This is a genomic window from Amycolatopsis sp. WAC 04182, assembly GCF_003947465.1.
GTDB lineage: Bacteria > Actinomycetota > Actinomycetes > Mycobacteriales > Pseudonocardiaceae > Amycolatopsis.
Genome location: NZ_QHJJ01000005.1, coordinates 455,504 through 477,508 on the forward strand (window position 1 = coordinate 455,504; position 22,005 = coordinate 477,508).

21 protein-coding genes are annotated in these 22,005 nt (G+C 69.2%); 5 read left to right on the forward strand and 16 right to left on the reverse strand.

The genetic code is table 11. The features are described 5' to 3' along the window. Positions 1 to 13: 13 nt before the first annotated feature. From DMH01_RS28215 to DMH01_RS28240, 6 genes are all read right to left on the reverse strand, one after another. Positions 14 to 808, reverse strand: a complete 795-nt coding sequence (locus tag DMH01_RS28215) for a hypothetical protein (protein WP_125680211.1) — start codon at positions 806 to 808, stop codon at positions 14 to 16. 65 nt (positions 809 to 873) lie between these two features. Next, a complete protein-coding gene (locus DMH01_RS28220) occupies positions 874 to 1,551 on the reverse strand; it encodes a hypothetical protein (RefSeq protein WP_233621705.1) in 678 nt (225 codons plus the stop codon). 30 nt (positions 1,552 to 1,581) lie between these two features. Further along, a complete protein-coding gene (locus DMH01_RS28225; protein ID WP_125680213.1) occupies positions 1,582 to 2,127 on the reverse strand; it encodes an NUDIX hydrolase in 546 nt (181 codons plus the stop codon). Beyond that, the gene (locus DMH01_RS28230) at positions 2,124 to 3,461 is read right to left on the reverse strand and encodes a coenzyme F420-0:L-glutamate ligase (RefSeq protein ID WP_199745658.1); all 1,338 of its coding nucleotides are present in this window, start codon (positions 3,459 to 3,461) and stop codon (positions 2,124 to 2,126) included. The genes DMH01_RS28225 and DMH01_RS28230 overlap by 4 nt, the downstream gene beginning before the upstream one ends. After that, positions 3,454 to 4,461, reverse strand: a complete 1,008-nt coding sequence (gene cofD / locus DMH01_RS28235; RefSeq protein ID WP_125680215.1) for a 2-phospho-L-lactate transferase — start codon at positions 4,459 to 4,461, stop codon at positions 3,454 to 3,456. The genes DMH01_RS28230 and cofD overlap by 8 nt, the downstream gene beginning before the upstream one ends. After that, on the reverse strand, positions 4,458 to 5,192 hold the full coding sequence (locus tag DMH01_RS28240; protein ID WP_125680436.1) for an N-acetyltransferase: 735 nt from the start codon (positions 5,190 to 5,192) through the stop codon (positions 4,458 to 4,460). The genes cofD and DMH01_RS28240 overlap by 4 nt, the downstream gene beginning before the upstream one ends. A 53-nt stretch (positions 5,193 to 5,245) precedes the next feature. On the opposite strand from DMH01_RS28240, the gene DMH01_RS28245 reads away from it, so the two are divergent. The 3 genes from DMH01_RS28245 (at position 5,246) to dapC (ending at position 6,962) form a co-directional block, all read left to right on the forward strand. Beyond that, the gene (locus tag DMH01_RS28245; protein ID WP_125680216.1) at positions 5,246 to 5,443 is read left to right on the forward strand and encodes a hypothetical protein; all 198 of its coding nucleotides are present in this window, start codon (positions 5,246 to 5,248) and stop codon (positions 5,441 to 5,443) included. 110 nt (positions 5,444 to 5,553) lie between these two features. Then, entirely contained in the window at positions 5,554 to 5,874 is a 321-nt protein-coding gene (gene fdxA, locus DMH01_RS28250) for a ferredoxin (RefSeq protein ID WP_016331413.1), read from the forward strand. Further along, positions 5,871 to 6,962, forward strand: a complete 1,092-nt coding sequence (gene dapC / locus DMH01_RS28255; RefSeq protein WP_125680217.1) for a succinyldiaminopimelate transaminase — start codon at positions 5,871 to 5,873, stop codon at positions 6,960 to 6,962. Before fdxA ends, dapC begins: the two co-directional genes overlap by 4 nt. A 108-nt stretch (positions 6,963 to 7,070) precedes the next feature. Here the strand turns inward: dapC and DMH01_RS28260 are convergent, their stop codons facing one another. Next, positions 7,071 to 7,679, reverse strand: coding sequence for a TetR/AcrR family transcriptional regulator (locus DMH01_RS28260; protein WP_125680218.1), 609 nt, complete (start codon positions 7,677 to 7,679; stop codon positions 7,071 to 7,073). A gap of 79 nt (positions 7,680 to 7,758) precedes the next feature. Here DMH01_RS28260 and DMH01_RS28265 point away from each other — a divergent pair, with 79 nt between their 5' ends. Then, positions 7,759 to 9,162 (forward strand): FAD-dependent monooxygenase, encoded by a 1,404-nt coding sequence (locus DMH01_RS28265; RefSeq protein ID WP_125680219.1) that lies wholly within the window; start codon positions 7,759 to 7,761, stop codon positions 9,160 to 9,162. On the opposite strand, the gene DMH01_RS28270 is transcribed toward DMH01_RS28265, so the two are convergent. From DMH01_RS28270 to DMH01_RS28280, 3 genes are all read right to left on the reverse strand, one after another. Further along, the gene (locus DMH01_RS28270; protein WP_125680220.1) at positions 9,138 to 10,109 is read right to left on the reverse strand and encodes a CHAD domain-containing protein; all 972 of its coding nucleotides are present in this window, start codon (positions 10,107 to 10,109) and stop codon (positions 9,138 to 9,140) included. The genes DMH01_RS28265 and DMH01_RS28270 overlap by 25 nt on opposite strands. 230 nt (positions 10,110 to 10,339) lie before the next feature. Beyond that, positions 10,340 to 11,326, reverse strand: coding sequence for a 2,3,4,5-tetrahydropyridine-2,6-dicarboxylate N-succinyltransferase (dapD, locus tag DMH01_RS28275; protein WP_125680221.1), 987 nt, complete (start codon positions 11,324 to 11,326; stop codon positions 10,340 to 10,342). Positions 11,327 to 11,354: 28 nt separating this feature from the next. Next, the gene (locus DMH01_RS28280; protein WP_233621694.1) at positions 11,355 to 11,744 is read right to left on the reverse strand and encodes a hypothetical protein; all 390 of its coding nucleotides are present in this window, start codon (positions 11,742 to 11,744) and stop codon (positions 11,355 to 11,357) included. Positions 11,745 to 11,792: 48 nt separating this feature from the next. On the opposite strand from DMH01_RS28280, the gene dapE reads away from it, so the two are divergent. Then, the gene (gene dapE, locus DMH01_RS28285; RefSeq protein WP_125680223.1) at positions 11,793 to 12,866 is read left to right on the forward strand and encodes a succinyl-diaminopimelate desuccinylase; all 1,074 of its coding nucleotides are present in this window, start codon (positions 11,793 to 11,795) and stop codon (positions 12,864 to 12,866) included. Here the strand turns inward: dapE and DMH01_RS28290 are convergent. The 6 genes from DMH01_RS28290 to DMH01_RS28315 form a co-directional block, all read right to left on the reverse strand. Next, on the reverse strand, positions 12,859 to 13,746 hold the full coding sequence (locus DMH01_RS28290) for an aminoglycoside phosphotransferase family protein (RefSeq protein WP_125680224.1): 888 nt from the start codon (positions 13,744 to 13,746) through the stop codon (positions 12,859 to 12,861). The genes dapE and DMH01_RS28290 overlap by 8 nt on opposite strands. Further along, on the reverse strand, positions 13,743 to 14,996 hold the full coding sequence (locus DMH01_RS28295; protein WP_125680225.1) for a helix-turn-helix transcriptional regulator: 1,254 nt from the start codon (positions 14,994 to 14,996) through the stop codon (positions 13,743 to 13,745). The genes DMH01_RS28290 and DMH01_RS28295 overlap by 4 nt, the downstream gene beginning before the upstream one ends. A 195-nt stretch (positions 14,997 to 15,191) precedes the next feature. After that, on the reverse strand, positions 15,192 to 16,247 hold the full coding sequence (locus tag DMH01_RS28300) for a chitinase (protein WP_125680226.1): 1,056 nt from the start codon (positions 16,245 to 16,247) through the stop codon (positions 15,192 to 15,194). A 206-nt stretch (positions 16,248 to 16,453) separates the two neighbouring features. Continuing rightward, on the reverse strand, positions 16,454 to 18,043 hold the full coding sequence (locus tag DMH01_RS28305) for a M28 family peptidase (protein WP_125680227.1): 1,590 nt from the start codon (positions 18,041 to 18,043) through the stop codon (positions 16,454 to 16,456). Between the two features lie 90 nt (positions 18,044 to 18,133). Further along, entirely contained in the window at positions 18,134 to 20,401 is a 2,268-nt protein-coding gene (locus tag DMH01_RS28310; protein ID WP_125680228.1) for a M4 family metallopeptidase, read from the reverse strand. A gap of 277 nt (positions 20,402 to 20,678) precedes the next feature. Then, positions 20,679 to 21,992, reverse strand: coding sequence for a helix-turn-helix domain-containing protein (locus DMH01_RS28315; RefSeq protein WP_125680229.1), 1,314 nt, complete (start codon positions 21,990 to 21,992; stop codon positions 20,679 to 20,681). Between the last annotated feature and the right edge of the window lie 13 nt (positions 21,993 to 22,005).

Consider the following 22,005-nt stretch of genomic DNA (forward strand, 5'->3'; position numbering starts at 1 on the left):
CTCGCCGACTTGATCAGAACGCCGCGTTCCGCGGTGGTGAGGAGTTCAGCGGTGCCCTGCGAAGCCGGACCACGAGCGTAGCGAGAAGGCTGATCGCGAGGCTCCCCAGGAAGTAGACCCACAGCCACGTGGCGAACTCCGGTATCGAGGAGGCCAAGGGGACGGCCAGGTAGACCCCGGCGGGCATCAGGGGCAGTTGCGCGTCCTTCTTGCGGAGCATGTCGTCGGTGCGGAGGGAGGTCTCGTCGTCGGCCAGGCTGGGCTGGGCGACCACCTGCCGGGCCAGTGCGATGGACAAGACACCGAGGACGGCGATCCCCGCCGCGTAGGTGAAGCCGACCAGCCGGTTGTCGGCGGACTCGGCGAAGAAACCGATGGTCAGGCCGAGACCGATGCCGCCGACGGAGCTGAACAGCCACAGCATGACCGTCCCGGTGCCGGCCACTTCACGCACGCCGAGCCGCTTCCCGTGCGCGATCCGGCGTGGCACCGACCGCGCCAGCCGCTGTTCCGCCTTGCGTATCCGGAGGGTGGCCCACCAGACAAGACCGGCCAGGACGACGAAGGTCACCAGGATCGCGATGAGGGAGGCCGATTCGGAAAGTCTCGGCCACTCCGCTTTACGGCGTGACATGAGTGTGGGGACGCCACCCGAGCGATCGAGGAAGAACTCCTGACTCAGGAAGAACCAAACGCCCCACGTGGCCCCGAGCAGGGCCAATGCCACCCCGATCGTCTGTCCCTTGATCCTGCTCCGCAGCTTCATCCTGGTCAGCTGAAGCTGTTGGGATTCGTCGAGAATCACCACAGCGCCCCCTTGTATCAGTGATCGTATCGCCATGATGGCACAATCACTGATACAAAGGCAAGCGGCTACTGACGGGGCGGGACGACCTGGGTCCGATCGCCGCCGGCGACGACCTGGGTGGCGTCACCGCCGCCACCGGGCACCACCTGCGTCCGGTCGCCGCCCGCGGGCGAGACGACCTGCGTGCGGTCCGCAGCGGGGGAGACCACCTGGGTGCGGTCTGCGCCGGCGTCCGCCTGCTGCCGCGGGGACACGACCTGCGTGCGGTCCGCGCTGCCGTCGATCGGCGGCCCCGGCTGCGGGGGAGGCGGCGGGAAACCGGGCTGGGCCATGCCGGGCGCGCCGAACGGATTGGGCGCCGGGGCGCCGGGAGGCGGCGCGAAACCCGCGGGGGCACCAGGCGGCGGAAAGCCGGCCGGGGGCGGCGGGAAACCGGGCGCCTGGCCGTAACCGGGCTGAGGCGGCGGGAAACCGGGCTGCTGCTGCCAGTTGCCCTGTGGGGCGGGGCCGCCGGCGGGCGGGGGCGGCGGGAAACCGGGGGCCGGGCCGCCGCCGCCGAAGTTCGGGTTCTGCGGGAAGGTCATCGGCGGCTTCTTCGCCTGGTTGACCTTCACGATGATCACCACGATCACGATGATGATGACGATGATCGCCAGGGCCAGCAGAAACCAGCCGAAGCCGTCACCGTCACCGCTGCTGTGGACCCGGACCCGGTCGAGGTATGGCGTCAGCGCCGTCAGCATCATTCCCCCTTTAGGACGTCAGCGGACACCCTAACGGCCGGGCGCGACGGGCACGGCGGCTTCCATCAGTTCGGCGAGATCTTCCGACCCTTCCGGCAGGGAATTCACCGGCCACCACCGAAGATCGTCCGATTCGTCGCTTTGGACCGGTTGTGCTCCCCGTGGTGCGCGCACCACGAAACGCACGTCGAAATGCCGGGTCGGCACGCCGAGCGAGCACGTGATCGGGTGGACGTCGAGATGCACCGGCGCCGGGTCGATCACGAGGTCCTCGATGCCGGATTCCTCGCGTGCCTCACGAAGGGCGGCGTCGGCGAGCGTCGCGTCGCCGGGTTCGCAATGCCCGCCGAGCTGCAACCAGCGTCCGACTCGCGGATGCAGGGTGAGCAGCACGTTTTCCGCGTCGGCGTCGAGAAGGACGGCCGACGCGGTGATGTGCCCGGCCGCGCATTCGCGGCGGCAGACGTCGTCGCGGGCGGCGAGGAAGCCGAGATAGGCCTGGCGCAAGGATTCCTGAGTCGCGTCCACCGGTCGCCAACCGGACAAAGTGGACACAACGTCGTCGTGCAGGGTCACAGTTCGAGAAGTCCTTCACCGGGTTCGACGGGGCCGCGGGCGGGCGGGAGGGCGGCGGGATGCCCGATCGCGACGGCGCCGAGCGGTTCCCAGCGTTCGTCCAGGCCGAGCACGTCACGCACGATGTCCGCGGCGAAGATCGTCGACCCGATCCAGCACGAGCCGAGGTCTTCGGCGGCGAGCGCGACCAGCAGACCCTGCACGGCCGCGCCGCCGGCGACGGTGAACATCGTGTGCTCGCAAGCGTTCCGCCGGTCGTCGCGGTAGGTGTGCGCGCCCTCGGCGACGAGGAACGGCACCACGACTTCGGGCGCGTTGTAGAGGATGTCGCCGCGGCTGAGGCGCTTCGCGACCTGTTCGGCGGTGAAGTCGTCGGCTTCGAGATCGGCCTGCCACGACGCCTTCATCGCGTCGAGAAGCTTGCGGCGCAAGCCTTCCTCGCGCAGCCACACGAACCGGACCGGCTTCGTGTGGTGCGGCGCGGGCGCTGTCAGCGCGGTACCGACCGCGCGGCGCAGCACCTCGGGATCGACCGGCTCGTCGGTGAACGACCGGATCGAACGCCGCGCGAGCACGGCTTCCCGGCGGCCCTGTGCGATGGATTCGTTGGTACCGAGGCGGAACAGGTCCTCCTCGACCGGGCGGAGCAGTTTTCGGGCGGTCGAACCGTCGTCGGTCAGCCGAAGTCCGCGCACGACGGCGACCGGTGTGCCGCCGAGCTTGCCCTTGACCAGATCCGCCGCGGCGGCGAGTTCGTCGGCGATCGCCACCTCGGTGACGGCGAGTTCGTTGCCCTGGCTGTCGACCTCGCCCGCGTACGAGTGCAGCACCCGCAGGCCGGACGCGCCGATCGCGGCGTCGGTCTGCCCGACCCGCCACGCGCGGCCCATCGTGTCGGTGACCACGACGGCGACTTCGACGCCGAGCCGTTCACGCAGCCCGTTCCGCAGCGCGAGCGCGGAAGCGTCCGGATCGGACGGCAGCAGCGCGACCTCACCGGAGGCCACGTTCGACGCGTCCACCCCGGAGGCGGCCTGCACGATGCCGAGCTTGTTCTCGGTGATCACCGTCCGGTTGATCCGCGCGATCACCCGGACGGACTCCTCTTCGACGAGCTTGCGCCGGGCGGCGTCGCGCTCCTCCGGATCGGCGGGGACGCGGATCAGCATGCCCTCGACCTTGGAAACGATCTTGCTCGTCACGACCAGGACGTCGCCCGACCGCAGCCACGGGGCCGCTTCGACGAGCGCGCCGGTCAGGTCGTCGCCGGGACGGAACTCCGGCAGGCCTTCGACCGGCAGGATCTCGATCTTCGCCGAAGCATGGTCAGTCAACGGAAACTCCCGCCAGATCGAAAGCGGCGCGCACCATGGCCGCAGTGGCGTCCACATCGGACATCAGCAGGGGTACGTCGCGGACGGCGACTCCCGGCACGTCGACGGTTTCGCCCTCGGAGACCAGCCAGCCGTCGAGCACGCCGTCCGGAGATTCCTTGCGGGAACCGTAATGCCGCCCGACGGCCTCGGCCGAGGTCTCCACGCCGATCGCGCTCAGGCACGCGTCGGCCATTCCGCGCAACGGCTTCCCGCCGATGATCGGGGAGACACCGACGACCTTGGCGCGCGTCTTCCGCAGTGCGTCGCGGATTCCCGGGACACCGAGCGTCGTGCCCACCGAGACCACCGGATTGGACGGCGCGAACAGCACGATGTCCGCGGCCGCGATCGCGTCGAGCACGCCCGGCGCCGGCTTGGCCTCGTCGGCGCCGACGGCGATGATCGAATGCGCCTTCGGCTCGGCGCGGTAGCGCACCCACCACTCCTGGAAGTGGATCGCCTTGCGGTGGCCGGAGTCTGTGTCCGAATCGGGGTCGTCGATCACGACATGCGTTTCGACCCGGTCGTCCGACATCGGCAGCAGACGGACGCCCGGCTGCCAGCGGTCGCACAACGCCTCGGTGACCTGCGACAGCGGATAGCCCGCTCGCAGCATCCGCGACCGGATCAGATGCGTCGCGATGTCCTTGTCGCCCAGGCCGAACCAGGTCGGCTCGGCGCCATAGGCGGCGAGCTCATCCTTGACCGTCCAGGTCTCCCCGGAATGGCCCCAGCCGCGCTCTTCGTCGATCCCCCCGCCGAGGGTGTACATGCAGGTGTCCAGGTCCGGGCAGATGCGCAGACCGTGCATCCACACGTCGTCCCCGGTGTTCACCAGCGCGGTCACCTCGTGCGGCGATTCCGGCGCGGAACCGGTCGCGGGCAGACCCAGTGCTTGTTTGACCCCCAGCAGGAAGCGGGCCCCGCCCACTCCGCCGACCAAAATGACGACCTTCACGACGGGCGATCCTCGCACGCCCCCGGAGCCGGGGCCCAGTAGCGGTACCTGTGGTGCTCCGTACAGCCCAGGCTTTCGTACAGCTTCAGCGCGCCGGAGTTGGCCACCGCGACCTGCAGCAGCATCCCGGTCGCGCCCTGAGCGGCTCCCCAGGCGCCCACGGCGTTCATCAGCCCGCGTGCCAGGCCCCGCCGCCGGAACTTCTGCCGTACCTCCAATCGGGCGATGTGCAGCCACTCGCCGACGACCGCTCCGCGTACCGCGCCCGCCGTGACGCCGTCCAGCTCCACGACCCCGAAGCCGACCTTGCCGGTGCCGAGCACGTGCCGCGGCGCCTCCGCCGGATCCGCGCTGCCCGCCGTCATCTCCCACCATCCGGACGTCGGCTCGTCGAGGATCACCGCTCCCGCCGAGGTCCCACGCGAGAGCGGCCCGGTCAGGAGGCGAACCTCGTGCGCCGGGCGATGTTCCACATAGTGGACCCAGCCGCAGGCGGCGATGGCGTCCTCGAGAGACGTGTTCTGGATCACCTGGACGACGGGCGGGATGGCATGATCGTGGGCGAAGTCACAGACCGTCCGCAGGGCGTCTGGCAGCGGTTTTCCCGGGTCACCGATCGCCAGGGCACTGTTGGCCCGCGCGGTGAACCCGTCCGCCCAGCGGAGCCTCCAGTCACCGATCCGGCTCTCCAGCAGGGGAGTCCAAGCCCGGCTACAGGTGAGCTCGAGCATTTCCGCACTGTTCACGGTTAGATTGTGCCAAGGAAGGCAGTGGAGGGACCCCGATGAGCATCGCGCGCAAGGACGACAGGCACAACGAAGACCTCGTCCGCGAGATCTCGGACGGCTTCAACCGGGCATTGGGCGCGGAGGCCGTCGAGAAGGACGAGAGGGACACCGTAGCGGCGAAGCCCGCCGCGCCGAAGTTCGTCATCACTGGGGACAGCAGGGCCACTCCGCCGCCTCGCCGGAAAGACCGCTGAACGCCCATACCCGGGGTACGGATAAGGGTGGCCTAAGCGGGCCGGTGGCGCCCGTGGGCGCGTAATGTCCGTTGCAGACTGGTGAAGCAGAGATAAAGCAGGAGTACGCAGTGACCTACGTGATCGCCGAGCCCTGCGTCGACGTGCTCGACAAGGCGTGTATCGACGAGTGCCCCGTGGATTGCATCTACGAGGGTGACCGCATGCTGTACATCCACCCGGACGAATGCGTCGACTGCGGTGCCTGCGAGCCGGTCTGCCCCGTCGAGGCGATCTACTACGAGGACGACGTCCCCGACGAGTGGAACGACTACACCAAGGCCAACGTCGACTTCTTCGACGAGCTCGGCTCGCCCGGTGGCGCCTCCAAGGTCGGCAAGACCAGTCACGACCCCGCCTTCATCAAGGCTCTTCCCCCGCAGGGCGAATGAGCCGGGTCGCTCTTCCCGATTTCCCCTGGGACTCCCTCGCCGAGGCGAAGGCCAAGGCCCAGGCGCATCCCGGCGGCCTCGTCGACCTGTCGATCGGCACGCCGGTGGACCCGGTCCCCGAGAGCATCCGCGCGGCGCTCGCGTCCGTGTCGGAGATCCCGGGGTACCCGACCACGCACGGGATCCCCGAGCTCAGGGCCGCCGCGATCGACGCGCTTTCGCGGCGGCACGGCATCGAGGGCGTTCCCGAGGCGGCCGTGCTGCCGACGATCGGTTCGAAGGAACTGGTCGCTTCGCTGCCGCGGCAGCTGGGGTTCGGCCCCGGCGATCTCATCGTGATCCCCGAGGTGGCGTACCCGACCTACGAGGTCGGCGTGCTGCTGGCGGGCGCTTCCCTGCTGCGCGCGGACAGCACGTTCGCGCTCGGTCCGCAGCGGCCCGCGATGCTGTGGATCAACTCGCCGTCCAATCCGACCGGGCGCGTGCTCGGCGTCGACCACCTGCGCAAGGTCGTCGAATGGGCGCGCGAACGCGACGTCGTCGTGGTCTCCGACGAGTGTTATCTGGCGCTGGGCTGGGAAAGCGAACCCGTGTCGATCCTGCACCCGTCCGTGCACGGCGGCTCCCTCGACGGCCTGCTGGCCGTCCACTCGCTGTCGAAATCCGCGAACCTCGCCAGCTACCGTGCCGGATTCGTCACCGGCGACCCGAAGCTCGTCGCCGGGCTGCTGGAGATCCGCAAACACTCCGGACTGATCGTGCCGCGGCCGGTGCAGGAGGCCATGGTCGCCGCGCTGAAGGACGACGAAGCGCTTGCCGTGCAACGGGAACGCTACGCACGCCGCCGGCTGGTGCTGCGGAAGGCGTTGCTGGACAGCGGTTTCGAGATCTCGCATTCCGAGGCCGGGCTGTATCTCTGGTCCACGCGCGGGGAACCCGCGCTCGACACGGTCGACTGGCTGGCCGATCGCGGCATCCTCGCCGCGCCGGGCACGTTCTACGGGCCGACCGGCGGAAACCACGTCCGGATCGCCTTGACGGCGACGGACGAGCGGATCGACACGGCCGTGGAGCGGCTCGCTTCCTGACTAGGCCGTGTCCGGTAAGTCTGTTCGATGGGCTTCGTGATCCAGGTGGTTCGTGCCGTCAGGGGCCGCCTGGGCGCGGAGACCGCGAACAGACTTACCGGACACGGCCTAGGGCACGTCGCGGCCGGTGAAACCCCGGTAGACGAACCGTGTCAGCGCCTCGACGGCTTCTTCTTCGGAGACCGACGACGGGTCGAGCAGCCACGTGTGCGCGAAACCGTTGACCAGTTCGGCCATCATCGCGAGCGTGACCCGCTCCGACGCCGGGAGTTCCATGCCCGCCGCGGTGATGTACCCGAGGTGGTCGAGGAGGTCCTCCGCCTGATCGGCGCCGAAGCGCGCATAAGTGCGTGCGAACTCGTCGCTGACCATGGCGGCCTGGCGCAGCGCGAGCATGGTCGCGGCGTTCTCGCGGTGGAAGTTCCAGTACTCGCGGACGTGCCAGCGCACGGCTTGCGGGTCGGTGAAGTCGGGGATGTGCTCCGATGAGGCCGCGTTTACGTCGCTCGCCGCCGCGAGATCTTCGAGGAGTGCTTCGAGCAGCTCTTCCTTGCTCGTGAAGTGGTTGTAGAACGAACCCGCCGCGCGTCCGGCCTCCGTCGTGATGTCGGTGATCTTGGTGTTCAGGTACCCCTTCGCCGCGAATACGCGCTTCGCCGCCTCCTTGAGCGCGGCCTCGGTTTCCGCCGCCTTCTCCTTGCGGCTCGTCGCCGTCATCGCCACCTCCTTGACAGGGAAGGCTAGCAACGAGCAAACTGAATCAAGATTCACTGAATAATAATTCATCGGAGGGAAGATGACCGAGGTACTGATCGCGGGAGCCGGGCCGACCGGGCTCACGCTGGCCATCGATCTCGCGCGCCGCGGTGTCGGCGTGCGGATCGTGGAGAAGGCCGAGACGTTCTTCGAGGGCTCGCGCGGCGACGGCCTGCAACCGCGCACGCTGGAGGTCTTCGAGGACCTCGGTGTCTTGGACGCGGTGCTGGCCGCCGGGCAGCCACCCGTGGCGATGAAGATCCATCTGGCTGGCGAGGTCGTCGGCGAACGGATGATGGCCGAACTCGCCGAGCCGACCCCGGACGTGCCGTATCCGAACGGGTTCTTCCTCGGCCAGTCGCGGACCGAAGGGATCCTGCGCGAACGGCTCGCCGAATTCGGCGTCCAGGTCGAGCTCGGCACCCCGTTGCTCGGCTTCGAGCAGGACGACGGCGGCGTGACGGCCGAACTGCCGGGCGAGCGGGTCCGCGTCGACTACCTCGTCGGTGCCGACGGTGGGAAGAGCTTCGTGCGCAAGGCGCTGGGGATCGCCTTCGAGGGCACCACCGACGAATCGATCCGCATGCTGCTCGGCGATGTGCAGGCCGAGGGGCTCGATCGCGCGTACGGACATTGGTTCGCGAAGCCCGAGGACCCGATGTCGGGGATCGTGCTCACGCCGCTGCCCGGAGTTCCGCACTTCCAGTTCGGCGCCCCGCTGGGCGAAGAGGAGGTCGAGGCGTCGCTGGCCACCTTGCAGGCCCGGCTCGACGAACTGTCCGGCGGCGGGGTCCGTCTGCACGATCTCGCCTGGGCGACGGTGTGGCGGCCCAACATCCGGCTCGCCGAGCGGTTCCGGGTGGGCAGGGTGTTCCTCGCGGGCGACGCCGCACACGTCCACCCGCCGACCGGTGGGCAGGGGCTCAACACCGGCGTCCAGGACGCGTACAACCTGGGCTGGAAGCTCGCCGACGGTTCACCGGAGCTGCTCGACAGCTACGAGCCCGAACGGCGCGGGGTCGCCGCGCGGGTGCTGAAGATCAGTACCGAACTCCTCGAGAAGTACAAGGAAGGTGCCGAAGACGCGCACGAGCGCGGGGAGAACACGCGCCAGCTCGACATCGGGTATCGCGGCGGCCCGCTCGCGCCCGCGGCGACCGGCCGGATCCGGCCCGGCGACCGCGCGCCGGACGCGCCGCTGAAGGACGCGAACGGCAAGTCCGTCCGGCTGTTCGAGTTGCTGCGCGGCCCGCAGGCGACGGTGCTGGTGTTCGGCGACGGCCCGGCGCCCGAAGGCGCGCGACGGATCCTGCCCGCGGGCAGCGCGCTGTCGGACGCGGACTTCGAGGACGTCGGCGGGCACGCCTTCGCCGCGTATGAAGCCGAGAACGGGCGGCAGGTGCTGATCCGCCCGGACGGCTATATCCGCGGGCTCACCGCCTGAGCGGCTTCGTCGACTTCGGCCCAGACGTCGCGCCACACGGCACGAACCTCGGCGCGGCGCAGCAGTTCCTTCTCCGCGATCCGGCCGGCGATGAAGGCGACCTCGGAGTCGACGGAGGCCACGACGCCCCGCATCCGATCGGCGGCGACGCAGGCGTCCTGGTGGTCTCCGAGGACGGTCTGGAAGTTCTTTGTGGCCTTGATCAGCCGCTGGATCCGCTCCGCCTGCTTCTTCTTCGCGGCGGGCTTGGCCATCTCGGCGGCGTAGCGGAGTTTCTTGCCGTAGATGCGAAGCGCGTGAAGGTCGTCATCCGGGGGATTGGCAGGAAGGGCCTTCACAGCCTTCGCGAGCTTTCGATGCGGCTTCGCGAGCCCGGCGACGAGATCGGCCGAGGTCGGGGCGGCTTCGGACGTGGGTTCTTCGGCGGCTGGTTGCCGGGCGAGGCGGCCGATGTCCTGGAGCATCGAGGCGTACCGGGGGCTGGCGAGCGCGCGGGTGAGCCGCCGCTTCGCGACGCCGCGCTCGGTGACGAACTTCGACACCAGACGGCGCGCGGCCGGCTGGTCGCGCACCTCGAACTCGGCGACGACCTCGCGGAGATGCCCGATCAGGACGTCGTAGTCGCGGACATCGCCGAGGGACTGGCCGAGCCAGCCGAGCTCGGCGCGCACCGGCTCGGCATCCGGGCCGACGAGACGGCCCGAGAGCTTGAGGACGCTCCGCATGCGGCGCAGCGCGACCCGCATCTGGTGCAGGTCTTCGGGGTCGGTGCCGGATTTGGTGCCCGGTTCGTGCGCGAGCAGCGCGCGGATCTCGACGTCGAGTTTGACCCGGACGTGAGTGGCCGCCGGATCGCCGGGCCCGGCTTTCGCGGGACGGTCGCCGAGCCCGAGCGCGGCCGGAGTGGTCGAAGGGGCGTTCTTGCGCGGCAGGATCTCGGCTGTCACAAAATGAATTCTAGGTGAACCGGCAAGGTGGTCCAGGCCGTGAGAGAAGCAAGGGACCTTTGCTACCGCCCTCCGGGGGAGAGTGGTAGCAAAGGTCCCTTGCTTCTCTTTTCGTGCGGCCGAGGATGTCGCGAAAGCCACTTTCGAGACATCAGACGTCGCGAAAGTGGCTTTCGCGACACCAGCGAGACCCAAGCGGTAGCAAAGGTCCCTTGCTCTCTTTCCGCAGGTCAGTTGGCGTGCAGGGCCGCGTTCAGCTCGATGCCGACGCCGGTGCGCGCGACGACCTCGACGGCGCCGGTCCCGGAGTTCCGCCGGAACACCGCGCCCGAGATGCCGGACAGCTCCAGCGCCTTCACGACCTTGCCCTCGAAGGTCACCTTCGTGCCGGCCGTGACGTACAGGCCCGCTTCGACGACCGAGTCGTCGCCGAGCGAGATGCCGACGCCGCCGTTCGCGCCGATCAGGCAGCGCTCGCCGATCGAGATGGTCTCCTTGCCGCCGCCGGACAGCGTGCCCATGATCGACGCTCCGCCGCCGACGTCGGAGCCGTCGCCGACCACGACACCGGCCGAGATCCGGCCTTCGACCATCGAGGCGCCGAGCGTGCCGGCGTTGAAGTTGATGAAGCCCTCGTGCATGACCGTGGTGCCGTTGGCCAGGTGCGCGCCGAGGCGGGCGCGGTCGGCGTCGGCGATGCGGACGCCGGTCGGCACGACGTAGTCCACCATCCGCGGGAACTTGTCCACGCCGTAGACGGTGACGTTGCCGCGTGCCCGCAGCCGCAGCCGGGTCGCCTCGAAGCCCTCGACGGGGCACGGCCCGTGGTTGGTCCACACGACGTTCGCCAGCAGGCCGAAGATGCCGTCGAGGCTCGCGCCGTGCGGCCGCACCAGACGGTGCGACAGCAGGTGAAGCCGCAGGTAGACGTCGTGCGTGTCGCCGGGGGCGTCGGACAGCCTGGCGATGGTCGTGCGGACCGCGACGACCTCGACACCGCGATCGGTGTCCGGGCCGAGCTGGGCGGCCGCGGCCTCGCCGAGGGCTTCGGAGGCCTCTTCGGCGGTCAGCCGTACCGTGCCGGCCTTGCTGTCGGTGCCCTCGGTCAGCTTGGGCAGCGGGAACCAGGTGTCCAGCACCGTGCCGTCGGTCGTGACGGTGGCCAGTCCGACGCCGGTGGCGCCGGTCGTTTCGGGGTCAGGGGTCTGCTCGCTCACGACCTGAACGGTAACCCAGTGACCCCGTTCAGCCGTCGACGAGGCTCTTCACACTGGTCAGCGCCGTCGCCATGTCGGCGAGCGCCTGACCGCACGGTCCGCCGGGGGCCGTCTGGTCCTGGCAGTTCGCGGCGCGGAAGGCGGCGATCGGACGATCGAGGACGTCGGCGTGCGACGACAGGTCCGGGCGGCGCTTGCGGACGGTGCCCGCGGCGCTGGAGAGTTCGGTCACGTACTTCTGGCAGCCCTTGGGCGATTCGGTCCCCGGCGCCAGATAGCACTGGTCGGTGGTCAGCGCCTTGAGCTTGATCGGCAGCACGTCCGGGCCGGTGCTCTGGGTCGGCCGGACCTTCACCGGGACTTCGCTCGATCCGCACCCGCTGAGCACCAGGAGGAGGGCGACCAAGATCGTTCGCATGCGCACTCCTTCACGGTAGCCCCGGGCCCCCGGCGGTACGGTGCGGGCATGCCTTCGCTCGACTTGCACGCCGATCCCGTCGACCTCACCGCCGCGCTGGTGGACATCTTCAGCGTCTCGGAGGAGGAGAAGGTCATCGCGGACACCGTGCAGGCCGCGCTCCAGGCGCAGGCGCCGCATCTCGAGGTGATCCGCAACGGCGACGCGGTCCTCGCGCGCACGAACCTCGGCCGTCCTTCGCGGGTGCTGCTGGCCGGGCATCTCGACACGGTTCCGGTCAACGAGAACATGCCCGTGCGCCGTGAGGGGACCGGTGACGACGAGATCCTGCACGGTCTCGGCACCGTCGACATGAAGAGCGGCGACGCCGTCTTCCTGCACCTCGCCGCCGCCCTCCCGGAGCCGAGGCACGACATCACCTTCGTGTTCTACGACTGCGAAGAGATCGACGCGGCGAAGAACGGTCTCGGCCGCATCGAGCGCGAGCTGCCCGAGTGGCTGCGAGCCGACCTCGCGATCCTCGGCGAGCCGTCGAACGGCGGGATCGAGGGCGGTTGCCAGGGCACGATGCGGATCGAGCTCCGCGTCGACGGCGTCCGGGCGCACACCGCGCGCGGGTGGATGGGCGTCAACGCGATCCACGGGCTCGCCGAACCGCTGCGCAGGCTGGCCGAGTACACGCCGCGGGTGGTCGACATCGACGGCCTGACCTACCGCGAAGGCTTGCAGGCCACGAAGATCGGCGGCGGTGTCGCGGGCAACGTCGTGCCGGACGAGGCCGTGCTGACGATCAACCACCGCTTCGCTCCGGATCGCTCCCCGGAAGACGCTGAGGCGCACCTACGCGAGGTCTTCGAGGGCTACGACGTCAAGATTGTCGACTTGTCGCCTGGCGCGTTGCCCGGTTTGAGTGCTCCCGCAGCAGCCGAACTGGTCGCCGCGGCCGGGGGCAAGGCGGTCGCGAAGCTGGGCTGGACCGACGTCGCGCGCTTCGCGGCTCTCGGGATTCCGGCGGTGAACTTCGGTCCCGGAGACCCGACGCTGGCGCACACTCGTCAGGAGAACGTCCGAGCGAGCGAGATCCGGCAGGTGGCCGCGGTGCTGCGCGACTTCCTCAGCTGATCAGCGTCAGCAACTCGTCGAGTGCCTGCTCCGGGCCGCCATAGGTGAGGTGCGAGATGGCGAACATGGGGGCGACCACGCGGCTCCACGCGTACAACCTGTCCCCGTCGAGTCCGCAGGCGTTCGCCACCGAATGGCAACGGGCCTCGACGCCTTCGTGCCCGGCGCCGCTCACCACGTAGTCGACGGCGTCGAAGCACGGATCACCCACACACGCCTTCGGATCGATCGCGATCAGGCCGCGCGAGCCGCCGTCCAAGGCGTTGCCGAGATGCAGATCGCCGTGGAGCAACACGACATCGGACTGGGTGTCCAGCAACTTCTCGCAGCGCTCGATCGCCCGCTGCCAGGTGTCCGGGCCGACCTTGGCGGCGATGGCCGGTTCGGTGATCCGTTTGCCGATCCGGTCGAAGGACTCCTCGAACCGGCCGCGCAGGGTCCACGGCCAGTCCGCGGGCGGGGCGACGGAATGCAGTGCGGCCAGCAGTTCTCCCCAGCGTCCCGGCAGGGTCGGCAGCGGCAGGTCGTCGGCCGGGGTGCCCGGCTGGATCTCTTCCAGGACCATCGCGCCGGCGTCCGCGTCGGCGGCGAGGACGGCGGGCACCCGGCCCGACGGCGCGAACACCCGCAGCATTTCGAGCTGTTTGGTCAGCAGCGCCCCGTCCGGGCTGAGTTTGAGCACCGCCGGCGTCCTGTCGGACCATCGGCAGCGCAGGACGACGGACGACGCTCCGCTCTCGAACAACTCGCCGAGCTCGAAGTCCCACCGAGAGGCCAGCCGCTCGGCGAGGGCGGGGACTCCGGCGAGCCATCCGTCGGCGTCGGCGCCGAATCGGCTCACCAAACGGGCACTGATGTCTTCCAAGTCCACTTCGGTCATCGGGGAACGTCCTCCTCGGCTCCGAGAAGGAGCAGTCCATGCCGCAGTAGGTCCGCGGCCTCTTCGAAGCGCCCCTGATCGCGAAGGAGCTCTCCCGCTTTGTCGACTGAAGCGGCCAAGACGCCGCGAGTGTCATGGAGAGCGGCTACGTCGATGGCATGCGCAAAGCGTGCTTCGGCCGCTTCGAGGTCTCCACGAGCCAGAGCCAGCGAGCCCTGCTGGAACGTGAGTGAAGCGGACAGCGGCGAGTCCTCCGGGATGGCTTCGGTTGCTTCGGAGAGTAGCGCGGCGGCGTCGTCGAGACGACCGAGTTCGCGGCAGACGTCGGCGAGTTCCAGCGCGACGGTGTGATCGGGCGCTGCCGCGCGTGACGCGCGAAGGTCCGCGAGAGCACCTTCGGGGTCGTCGGCACGGCGGTTCAGCGCCCGCGCGAACAGGCACCGTGCCAGCACCGGCCGCAGGGCGCGTTCGTGGAGCAGGTCGTGCAGCGCCGATACGGCGGTGACGGCGTCGGCCAGTCGTCCTTCGCCGAGATAGGACTCGGCCAGCCGTCGCTGGTTCTCGGCGAGTTCGGCCAGGATCTCGCCGCCGCCGCGAGCCAGCCGAAGTGCCTCTCCCGCGTGATGCGCGGCTTGGGCGTTCTCGCCGAGACGGAGCCGCCCGTCGGCCAGGTACGCGTGCAGGGTCAGCAGGAGCACCGGATGTGGATGACGGCCGAGGCTCGCATCGAGCGCGGTCCGGAGCAGATGCATCGCGTGATGCGGCTCGCCCCGGTAGATCAGGACGTTCGCCCGCAGCGCGGCGGCCAGTTCGCGGTACGGCGGGACGTCGTCGGCGAGCGCGGCTTCGGCGGCGGCCACCGGCCGCGCCCTGGCGTCACCCTCGGCGAACCGCGCGAGCCACAGCCAGGCGAGTCCGGCCTGCCGGTCGCGGCCGATCTTCTCGGCCCGCCGGGCCAGCCGCCGCATCTTCGGCGCCGAACCGGTCCCGGCCAGGAAGTCCGTCGCGGTCGCCGCGATGTCCAGATCGAGCCGGACGTCGTCGCGGGGCGACGTCACGCCGAGCAGTTCGCCGGTGTCCACGCCGAGCCGCGCGGCGAAATGACGCACCGCGTCACCGGACGGTGTCCGCGCGCCCGTCTCGACGGACGAGACGTACGCGGCGGTGTAGTGCGGTTCGGCGAGTTCGCGCTGGGTCAGGCCGCGTTCGGCGCGGAGCCGCCGTAACCGTCCACCGACCTCCTCGCCCATGCCCGGGAACGATACGGGCGGACGCCACGCTTGGCCGAGTTCGCCGTTCAATCACGCGAGTTCGCCCCCTGATCACGCGAGTTCGCCGGTTCGGCACGGCAAGCTCGCGTGATCCGACGCGGAACTCACGTGCTTGGGGGCGTAACTCACGTGCTTGGGGGCGTAACTCGCGTGATTGGGGGCGTAACTCGAGGATCAGCGGCCCTGCAACGACTTCACGTTCTGCCCGAAGGTCCAGTTCCGTGAACCGTCCCAGTTGATCGACCAGGTCATCAGGCCCTTGAGCGCCGGGATGCTTCGGTACGCCTGGGAAACCAGGCTCGGCGACATGTAGCCGCCGCCGGCGCCGGCCTGCGCGGGCAGGCCAGGGGCCTGCTTGTCGTAGGGGACGCGGATCGTCTGGCCCTGGATCACCAGGCCTTTGTCGAGGCAGTTGGTCTGGGCGACGAAGCCCTGCACCGTCCCGGCCTGGTAGGAATCACCGGAGCAGCCGTACATGCTTCCGTTGTAGTACTGCATGTTCAGCCACCACAGCCTGCCGTTGTCCGCGTACTTCTTGATGATCGGCAGGTACGCGCCCCAGATCGAGCCGTAGACGACGCTGCCGCCGGTGACGTACGCGGTCTCCGGCGCCATGGTGAGCCCGAAGTTCGGCGGCATCGCGGCGAGCACGCCGTCGATGATGCGGATGAGGTTCTTCTGCGACGCGGAAAGCGTGCTGATGTTCCCGCTGCCGACCAGGCCGGTTTCGATGTCGATGTCGATCCCGTCGAAGTTGTACTTCTTCAGGATCGGCACGATGGTCGCGATGAATTTGTCCGCCACGGTGGCCGAGTTCAGGTCGATTCCCGCGGTGGCGCCGCCGATCGACATCAGGATCGTCGCGCCCGCGTCCTTCGCGGCGCACATTTCGGACGGGGTCGCGACCTTCACAGTCGCGTCCATCCCGTCCTCCCATTTGGCCGTTCCGTCGGACAGGATGACCGGAAAGGCCGCGTTGATCACGTTGTATCCGTTGGCCTTGATCCGGGCGTCGGTGATCGGGATCCAGCCCAGCGGCGGATGGACGCCGTTCGAGGCGCCGTCCCAGTTCTCCCAATAGCCTTGCAGGACCTTGCCCGCGGGCTTCGATTTGACCGCGCAGACCTCGGCGTCGGGTGACGCCTGCGCCGGGCTCAAGACGACGAGTGTGGTGACGGCGAGTACCGCCGCGCCGGTGATTGCGAGCAGCCGTGAGACGCGACCGAACATACCCAGCTCCCATCTCGAAAGCGGTTTGAACGAACAGGAAGCGGCCGTTCGGCTCAACATAGGTCGCCGCGCATGAGTGGCGCTACCGACGATCGGGTGGTCTAGACCAGATATCGAAGAGTTGCCCGGAAATCCCCCTCACGCGCGAAGGGCCATCCCGCGAGGCCGGGTGTCCTCGTGAGATGGCCCCTCGCCATTCGGGTGGATCAGACGGTGATGGTCCAGCTGTCGAGCGTGCCGGTGTCCTGCGCGTAGGCGTCGTAGAGCACGAGCGTCCAAGTGCCGGAAGCGGCCTCGTTGGTCACGGGGACCGAGTAGGTCCGCGTGCCGAGATCCGTGCAGGGCAGGGAACCTGTCGGCTTGACCGAGTACGTGCTGCCGTCCGGGGCCTTCAGGCTGATGCGGAGGTCCTCGGAGCAGGTGTGCGTCCCGGTGATCGACACCTTCACCGGCGAGGTCGCCGCACCCGTCGCGCTGGACGTGATCGGGCTGTTGACCGTCGCGTAGTCGTTCAGCGCGAAGTCGGTGCCGTTGGTGAACGTGCGCACGCTGACGTCGCCGACGGTGAGCGTGTACTGCGCCGTGCGGTCCACCGAGGTCCCGTCACCGGTCACCGTGATCGTGCTGGTGCCGTTGGGGGTGCTCGCCGACGTCGCGATGGTGAGCGTCGAGGATCCGCCGGACTGCACCGAAGCGGGGTTGAACGTCGCGGTCGCCCCGGCGGGAAGACCGCTGGCGCTCAGCGAAACCGCCTGTGCCGCACCGGAAGTCGTCGTGGTGTTGACCGTGACGGTCGCCGACTGTCCCGCTTGGACGGTGCCGGAGGACGGCGAGAGACCGAGCGAGAAGTCCGGTCCCGTCGACGTGCCGACGGCGAGCTTCCAGACCGCGTACGCGATCGCGTCGCTGTTCTTCTCCAGCGGGGTGTCCGGGATGTTCGACAGCGTGTCGCACGCGCGGTGGTAGCAGCTGTCGAACGCCCTTCCGGCCGTGCCGCCCCACTTCTGTTGCTGCGCGGCGCTCTTCGTGTACCCGGCACCTGTCGCGAGACCGCCGACCGGGATGCCCGCGCTCTTGAACGACGCGTGGTCCGAACGGCCGTCGCCCTCGGTGTCACCCTCGGTCTGGATGCCGATCGTCCGGAAGTACTCGTCGAACACGGCCTTGACCGAAGCGACGTCGTCATAGACGAAGTAGCCCCAGTTGTCCGAGCCGATCATGTCGAAGTTCAGGTAGGTCTTGATCTTCGTGCGCTCGGTCTGCGGCAGGCTGTTGACGTAGAACTTGGAGCCGCGGAGACCGGACTCCTCGTCGGCCCACCAGCCGAAGCGGACCCGCTTGGCCATCGTGGGGTTCTCGCGGGCCAGGGTCAGCGCGACTTCGAGGATCGAGGCCGAACCCGAGCCGTTGTCGTTGATGCCGGGGCCGGCGCTGACGCTGTCGAGGTGCGCGCCGAGCATGATGACCTGGTTGGCGTCACCCTGCGGCCATTCCGCGATGATGTTCTGGTTTGAACCCGCGCAGCTCGTGCAGGACTGCAACGTGACGTTGTAGCCGGCGTCGCGCAGCTTCTGCGCCACATAGGACACCGACGCCGGGTAGCCTGGCCGCCCGGACGCGCGGTTGCCGCCGTTCTGGTTGGCGATCGTCTGCAGCGCGCTCAGGTGTGCCTTGACGTTGGCGAGCGAGATGTCCGGTGCGGCGGCGGCCGTGACCGCCTGCGCGGGCGCCGTGACGACACCCAGTACGGCGGCCATGCCGACGACGGCCGCTCCTATTCGCTTTCCCCACTTCATGCCGGGGTGTTCCTTTCTGGAGGGGTTTGCGTGAAGGACTCCTTCCCCCGGTTCGAACCGAGGGAAGGAGTCCTTCACGCGCGGGAGGAGCTAGACCGTGATGGACCAGCTGCTGAGCGTGCCGGTGTCCTGCGCGTAGGCGTCATAGACCACGAGGGTCCACGTGCCCGCCGCGACTTCGTTGGTCACGTTCACCGAGTAGTTCCGGGTGCCCAGATCGGTGCAGGGCAGGGAACCGGTGGGCTTGACCGAATACGTGCTGCCGTCGGGGGCCTTCAGGCTGATGCGGAGGTCCTCGGAGCAGGTGTGCGTCCCGGTGACCGTCACCTTCACCGGCGAAACCGCGTTGCCGGTGGCGGTCGAGGTGATCGGGCTGTTCACCGTGCCGTAGTCGTTCAGCGCGTAGTCGGTGTCGTTGCTGTAGGTGCGGACGTCACCGCCGGTGCCGACGGTCAGCTTGTACTGCGCGGTGCGCGCGCCGCTGGCCCCGGTGCCGGTCACCGTGATGGTGCTGGTGCCGTCAGGGGTGCTCGCCGACGTCGCGATGGTGAGCGTCGAGGAGGTGCCGGACTGCACCGAAGCGGGGTTGAACGTCGCGGTCGCCCCGGCCGGGAGGCCACTGGCGCTGAGCGCCACCGACTGCGCCGTACCGTTGGTGGTCGCGGTGTTCACCGTGACGGAGGCCGACTCGCCGGGCTTGACGGAGCCCGACGTCGGGGTGACGCCGACCGAGAAGTCGTTGCCCTGCGGGGTGCACGACGTCGGCTCGCCGGTCGCCGCGGTGACGCTGATCGCGTCCCACGCCGCCTTGGTGGTGGTGAACTCGGTGCAGGAACCCGGGTACAGCGCGAGCGCCGCTTCCAGGGTGGCCTTGCGGGCCGCCTTGTGGTTCCAGCTGGAGGTCTTCTTCAGCAGGCCGTTGTAGAAGATCTTCGCGGCCTTCTGGATGCCGATCCCGGTGATCGAGGTGTTGTTGCAGGTCGGGCTGGCCGGCTTGCCGACCGGTGCGGTGCCCTCGGCCAGCAGGTAGAACCAGTGGTTCTGCGGGCCCGCGGCGGCGTGCACCTCGGTGTTCGGGATGGACGACGAGTAGCAGTCGGGGTTGCCGGAGATCCGGCTCGGCTGGTTCATGTAGCGGATCGGCCCGCGGCCGACCAGGTTCACGCCCTCGCCGACGTCGTAGTCCGGGGTGTCCTTGGCGTTGTTGGCGTAGTGCTCGGTCACGGCGCCGAAGATGTCACCGGTGGACTCGTTGAGGCCGCCGTTCTCGTTGCCGCTGCCCGCGCCGCCCGGCGTGGTCTGGAAGATGGCGTGGCCGTACTCGTGCGCGACGACGTCGATCGGGGTGGCCTGGCGCTGGCTGTCCTGCGAGCGGCCGTAGGTGGTCGAGGAACCGTTCCAGTAGGCGTTGGCCTGGTTGAGGCCGACGTAGGCGGGGAAGCCGCCGCCGTTGCCGTTGATGCCGTTGCGGCCGAGCCATTCGCCCAGCATCTTCCACTCGGTCTGCACGCCGAAGAGCGCGTCGACACAGGCGGTTTCCAGGTCGGTGCCGGAACCGTTGCCCCAGTTGTCGTCCGGACCGCTGTAGGGCGAGCCGTTCTGGCGGGCGCAGCTGATGTTGGTGCGCTGCGGGTCGCGCATCGTGTACGTGCCGCCGGAGTTCGTCGTGTCGATGGTGACGTTGCCGACGTAGTAGCTGTTCCCGGCGCCCAGCGTGCCGACCTCGTTCGAGGTGGCCTTCGGTGCGGCGGCCGGGAAGTTGGACATCTTGACGTCGTCACGGGTTTCGAGCACCGCGCCGGTGGCGCCGTCCACGAAGACGTGCAGGTTGCTCGGGTTCGCCGCCTTGGTGCCGGCGACGACGACCTCGTAGGCGAGTTTGGGGGAGTTCCCCGCCAGTACGACGAGCTTCGGCGCGACGACACTGTCTACTTGGGACAGCTGGCCGCGCGCGACCTCGGTCGCCTTCGCGGCGGAGATCTTGGCCTTGGTGTCGACCGAGATCGCCGCGGTCTCCGCGGCGCTGGTGCCGCGGACGCGCCCGGCGCCGTCGGCGACCACCACCGCGTCCCCGCCGACGACCGGCAGGCCACGGTAGGTTCGTTCGTAAGCGGCGTAGAAGAGTCCTCCGCCACCGGGGGTCAGCCCGACTCGGCGGAAGTCCTCCTGCGCCCCCTTCCGCAGCTGGTCTACACCAGTCGCGGCGGCCCGGTCGGCCGCGCTCGCGGCCACGGCGTCGGGGCTCGCGGGCTGGATGGTGGCGGTGGTCGCGTTCGCCGGGGTCACCGGGAACGTCATGCTCAGGGCAAGGCCGGCGACGGCCGCCAACCCTGTTCTGAGCCCTCGCTGAACGGTCATGTGAACCTTCCATGGGCAGGACCGTGTACCCGTCCGGCCTTGAGGCGCGGCGGGGAATTCGACCTGGCGGGCGCACGGCGGGGACGGGGAGCGTGCCCATTCGGATAACTGGAGTTATCCCGATGGACACGTCCGAGTAAAGGAGCCGGTCACAAGGTGCGTCAATGGGCCGGATGGCCTAGCGCGGCGGGTGAAGATCGACATGCAGGGAATGAAATGCCTGTGTAGTAAGAGTTTTTCCCGCCATGTGCGATATATGGCGACTTTCGTATGGTTTTCAGCCGGTCGGCCCGAAATCGGACATAGCGGCCGCGCGTACGCCACGCCGATAGGCCTCCGCGGCCTTTTCGATTAATCCGCGGGCGCGCAACGTGTCGCCCAAATGCAGTGAGGTGGCGACGAGCGCGCCGCGCAGTTCGGACTTTTCCTGTGCGGTGGCGGCTTCTTCGAGCAGTGCGGTCGCCTCGGGAAGGTCGCCGCGCGCGCGGGCGATGAGTCCCAGCAGCCGGAGAACCTCAGTCCTGGCCTCGATATCGGGGGATCGATCCAGAAGCGGGCGGATCCCTTCGGCGAGTTCGGCGGCCTCGTCGAGCTTTCCTTGGCGGCGGCGGACGTCGGCGAGTTCGATGGTCGCGCCGAGCACGCCTTCCCGTGACCCGGCCTTGGCGAGGAGATCGCGCGCGAGCCGCAGTTCGGCGTGCGCCTCGTCGAGTTTGCCCAGCCGTCGCCACAGGAAGCCGCGCGCCCAGCGGCACCGGGCGGCGTCCCGGTCGTAGCCGAGGGAAGTGAGCAGGCGCAGTGCCCGCGAAAGGTCCTTCTCCGCGCGGTCGACCAGGCCGATCTCCTGCCACAGTTGCGCCGCCTGCCGGTGATAGCGCGCGGCGATGTCCGCACGCTGGGCGGACGGAAGGACGCGACGGCCTTCTTCGGCGGCTCGGCGAGCACGGCCGAGCGCGCCCATTTCGATCAGCGGGTGGAGCAACGCCGTCACCAGCGCCAGTTCGGCGTCGGGATCACTCGCGCCGGTGGCGCGGAGATCGGCGAGCGCGTTGTCCACGAGCGCGACCGAAGCGCCCAGGTCGCCCGAAAGCGCGCGGCAGGCGGCGACGCGGTTGACGATCATCGCGCGCAGCCGGGGCGACGCGGCGTCGGCGAGTTCCATGGCGTGCGCGAATCCCTTGTCCGCCAACGGGATGTCGTAGCGCTGCCACTGGACTTCGCCGAGATAGAACCGCGCGTGGCATTGGACGTCCGGCAGCCGGTACTCCGCCGCTCGGCGTTCCACCCGGGTGAACTCGCGTTCGGCGGCTTCGAGTCCACCTTGCTGTAGCTGGCGGTACGCGGCTTCGAGCGCGTCGGTGAGTTCCTCGGCGGCGCCCGGTGGCCGGTCGAAGCGGAGTTCGTCCGCGGTGAGGCCGAGCCGTCGCGCGAGGTGGGAGAGCACGTCGTCCGAAGGCAGGCGGCGGCCCGACTCGACCTTGGCGAGGAAACCGCGGTCGTAGCGCGGCTCGGCGAGCTCACGCTGAGTCAGCCCGCGTGCCCGGCGCAACCGCCGGATCCGCGCGCCGAGTGGTTCTGCCCCGGGCGGCATCGATCCACGGTAG

What these genes read in the sequence shown, in the direction of transcription:
- DMH01_RS28295 (WP_125680225.1), bottom strand. Translation starts at nt 14,996, where the DNA reads ATGGGCGAGGAGGTCGGTGGACGGTTACGGCGGCTCCGCGCCGAACGC.
- DMH01_RS28260 (WP_125680218.1), bottom strand. Translation starts at nt 7,679, where the DNA reads ATGACGGCGACGAGCCGCAAGGAGAAGGCGGCGGAAACCGAGGCCGCG.
- DMH01_RS28240 (WP_125680436.1), bottom strand. Translation starts at nt 5,192, where the DNA reads ATGCTCGAGCTCACCTGTAGCCGGGCTTGGACTCCCCTGCTGGAGAGC.
- dapE (WP_125680223.1), top strand. Translation starts at nt 11,793, where the DNA reads ATGCCTTCGCTCGACTTGCACGCCGATCCCGTCGACCTCACCGCCGCG.
- DMH01_RS28265 (WP_125680219.1), top strand. Translation starts at nt 7,759, where the DNA reads ATGACCGAGGTACTGATCGCGGGAGCCGGGCCGACCGGGCTCACGCTG.
- DMH01_RS28220 (WP_233621705.1), bottom strand. Translation starts at nt 1,551, where the DNA reads ATGCTGACGGCGCTGACGCCATACCTCGACCGGGTCCGGGTCCACAGC.
- DMH01_RS28290 (WP_125680224.1), bottom strand. Translation starts at nt 13,746, where the DNA reads ATGACCGAAGTGGACTTGGAAGACATCAGTGCCCGTTTGGTGAGCCGA.
- DMH01_RS28245 (WP_125680216.1), top strand. Translation starts at nt 5,246, where the DNA reads ATGAGCATCGCGCGCAAGGACGACAGGCACAACGAAGACCTCGTCCGC.
- DMH01_RS28280 (WP_233621694.1), bottom strand. Translation starts at nt 11,744, where the DNA reads ATGCGAACGATCTTGGTCGCCCTCCTCCTGGTGCTCAGCGGGTGCGGA.
- dapC (WP_125680217.1), top strand. Translation starts at nt 5,871, where the DNA reads ATGAGCCGGGTCGCTCTTCCCGATTTCCCCTGGGACTCCCTCGCCGAG.
- DMH01_RS28300 (WP_125680226.1), bottom strand. Translation starts at nt 16,247, where the DNA reads ATGTTCGGTCGCGTCTCACGGCTGCTCGCAATCACCGGCGCGGCGGTA.
- DMH01_RS28305 (WP_125680227.1), bottom strand. Translation starts at nt 18,043, where the DNA reads ATGAAGTGGGGAAAGCGAATAGGAGCGGCCGTCGTCGGCATGGCCGCC.
- DMH01_RS28310 (WP_125680228.1), bottom strand. Translation starts at nt 20,401, where the DNA reads ATGACCGTTCAGCGAGGGCTCAGAACAGGGTTGGCGGCCGTCGCCGGC.
- DMH01_RS28315 (WP_125680229.1), bottom strand. Translation starts at nt 21,992, where the DNA reads ATGCCGCCCGGGGCAGAACCACTCGGCGCGCGGATCCGGCGGTTGCGC.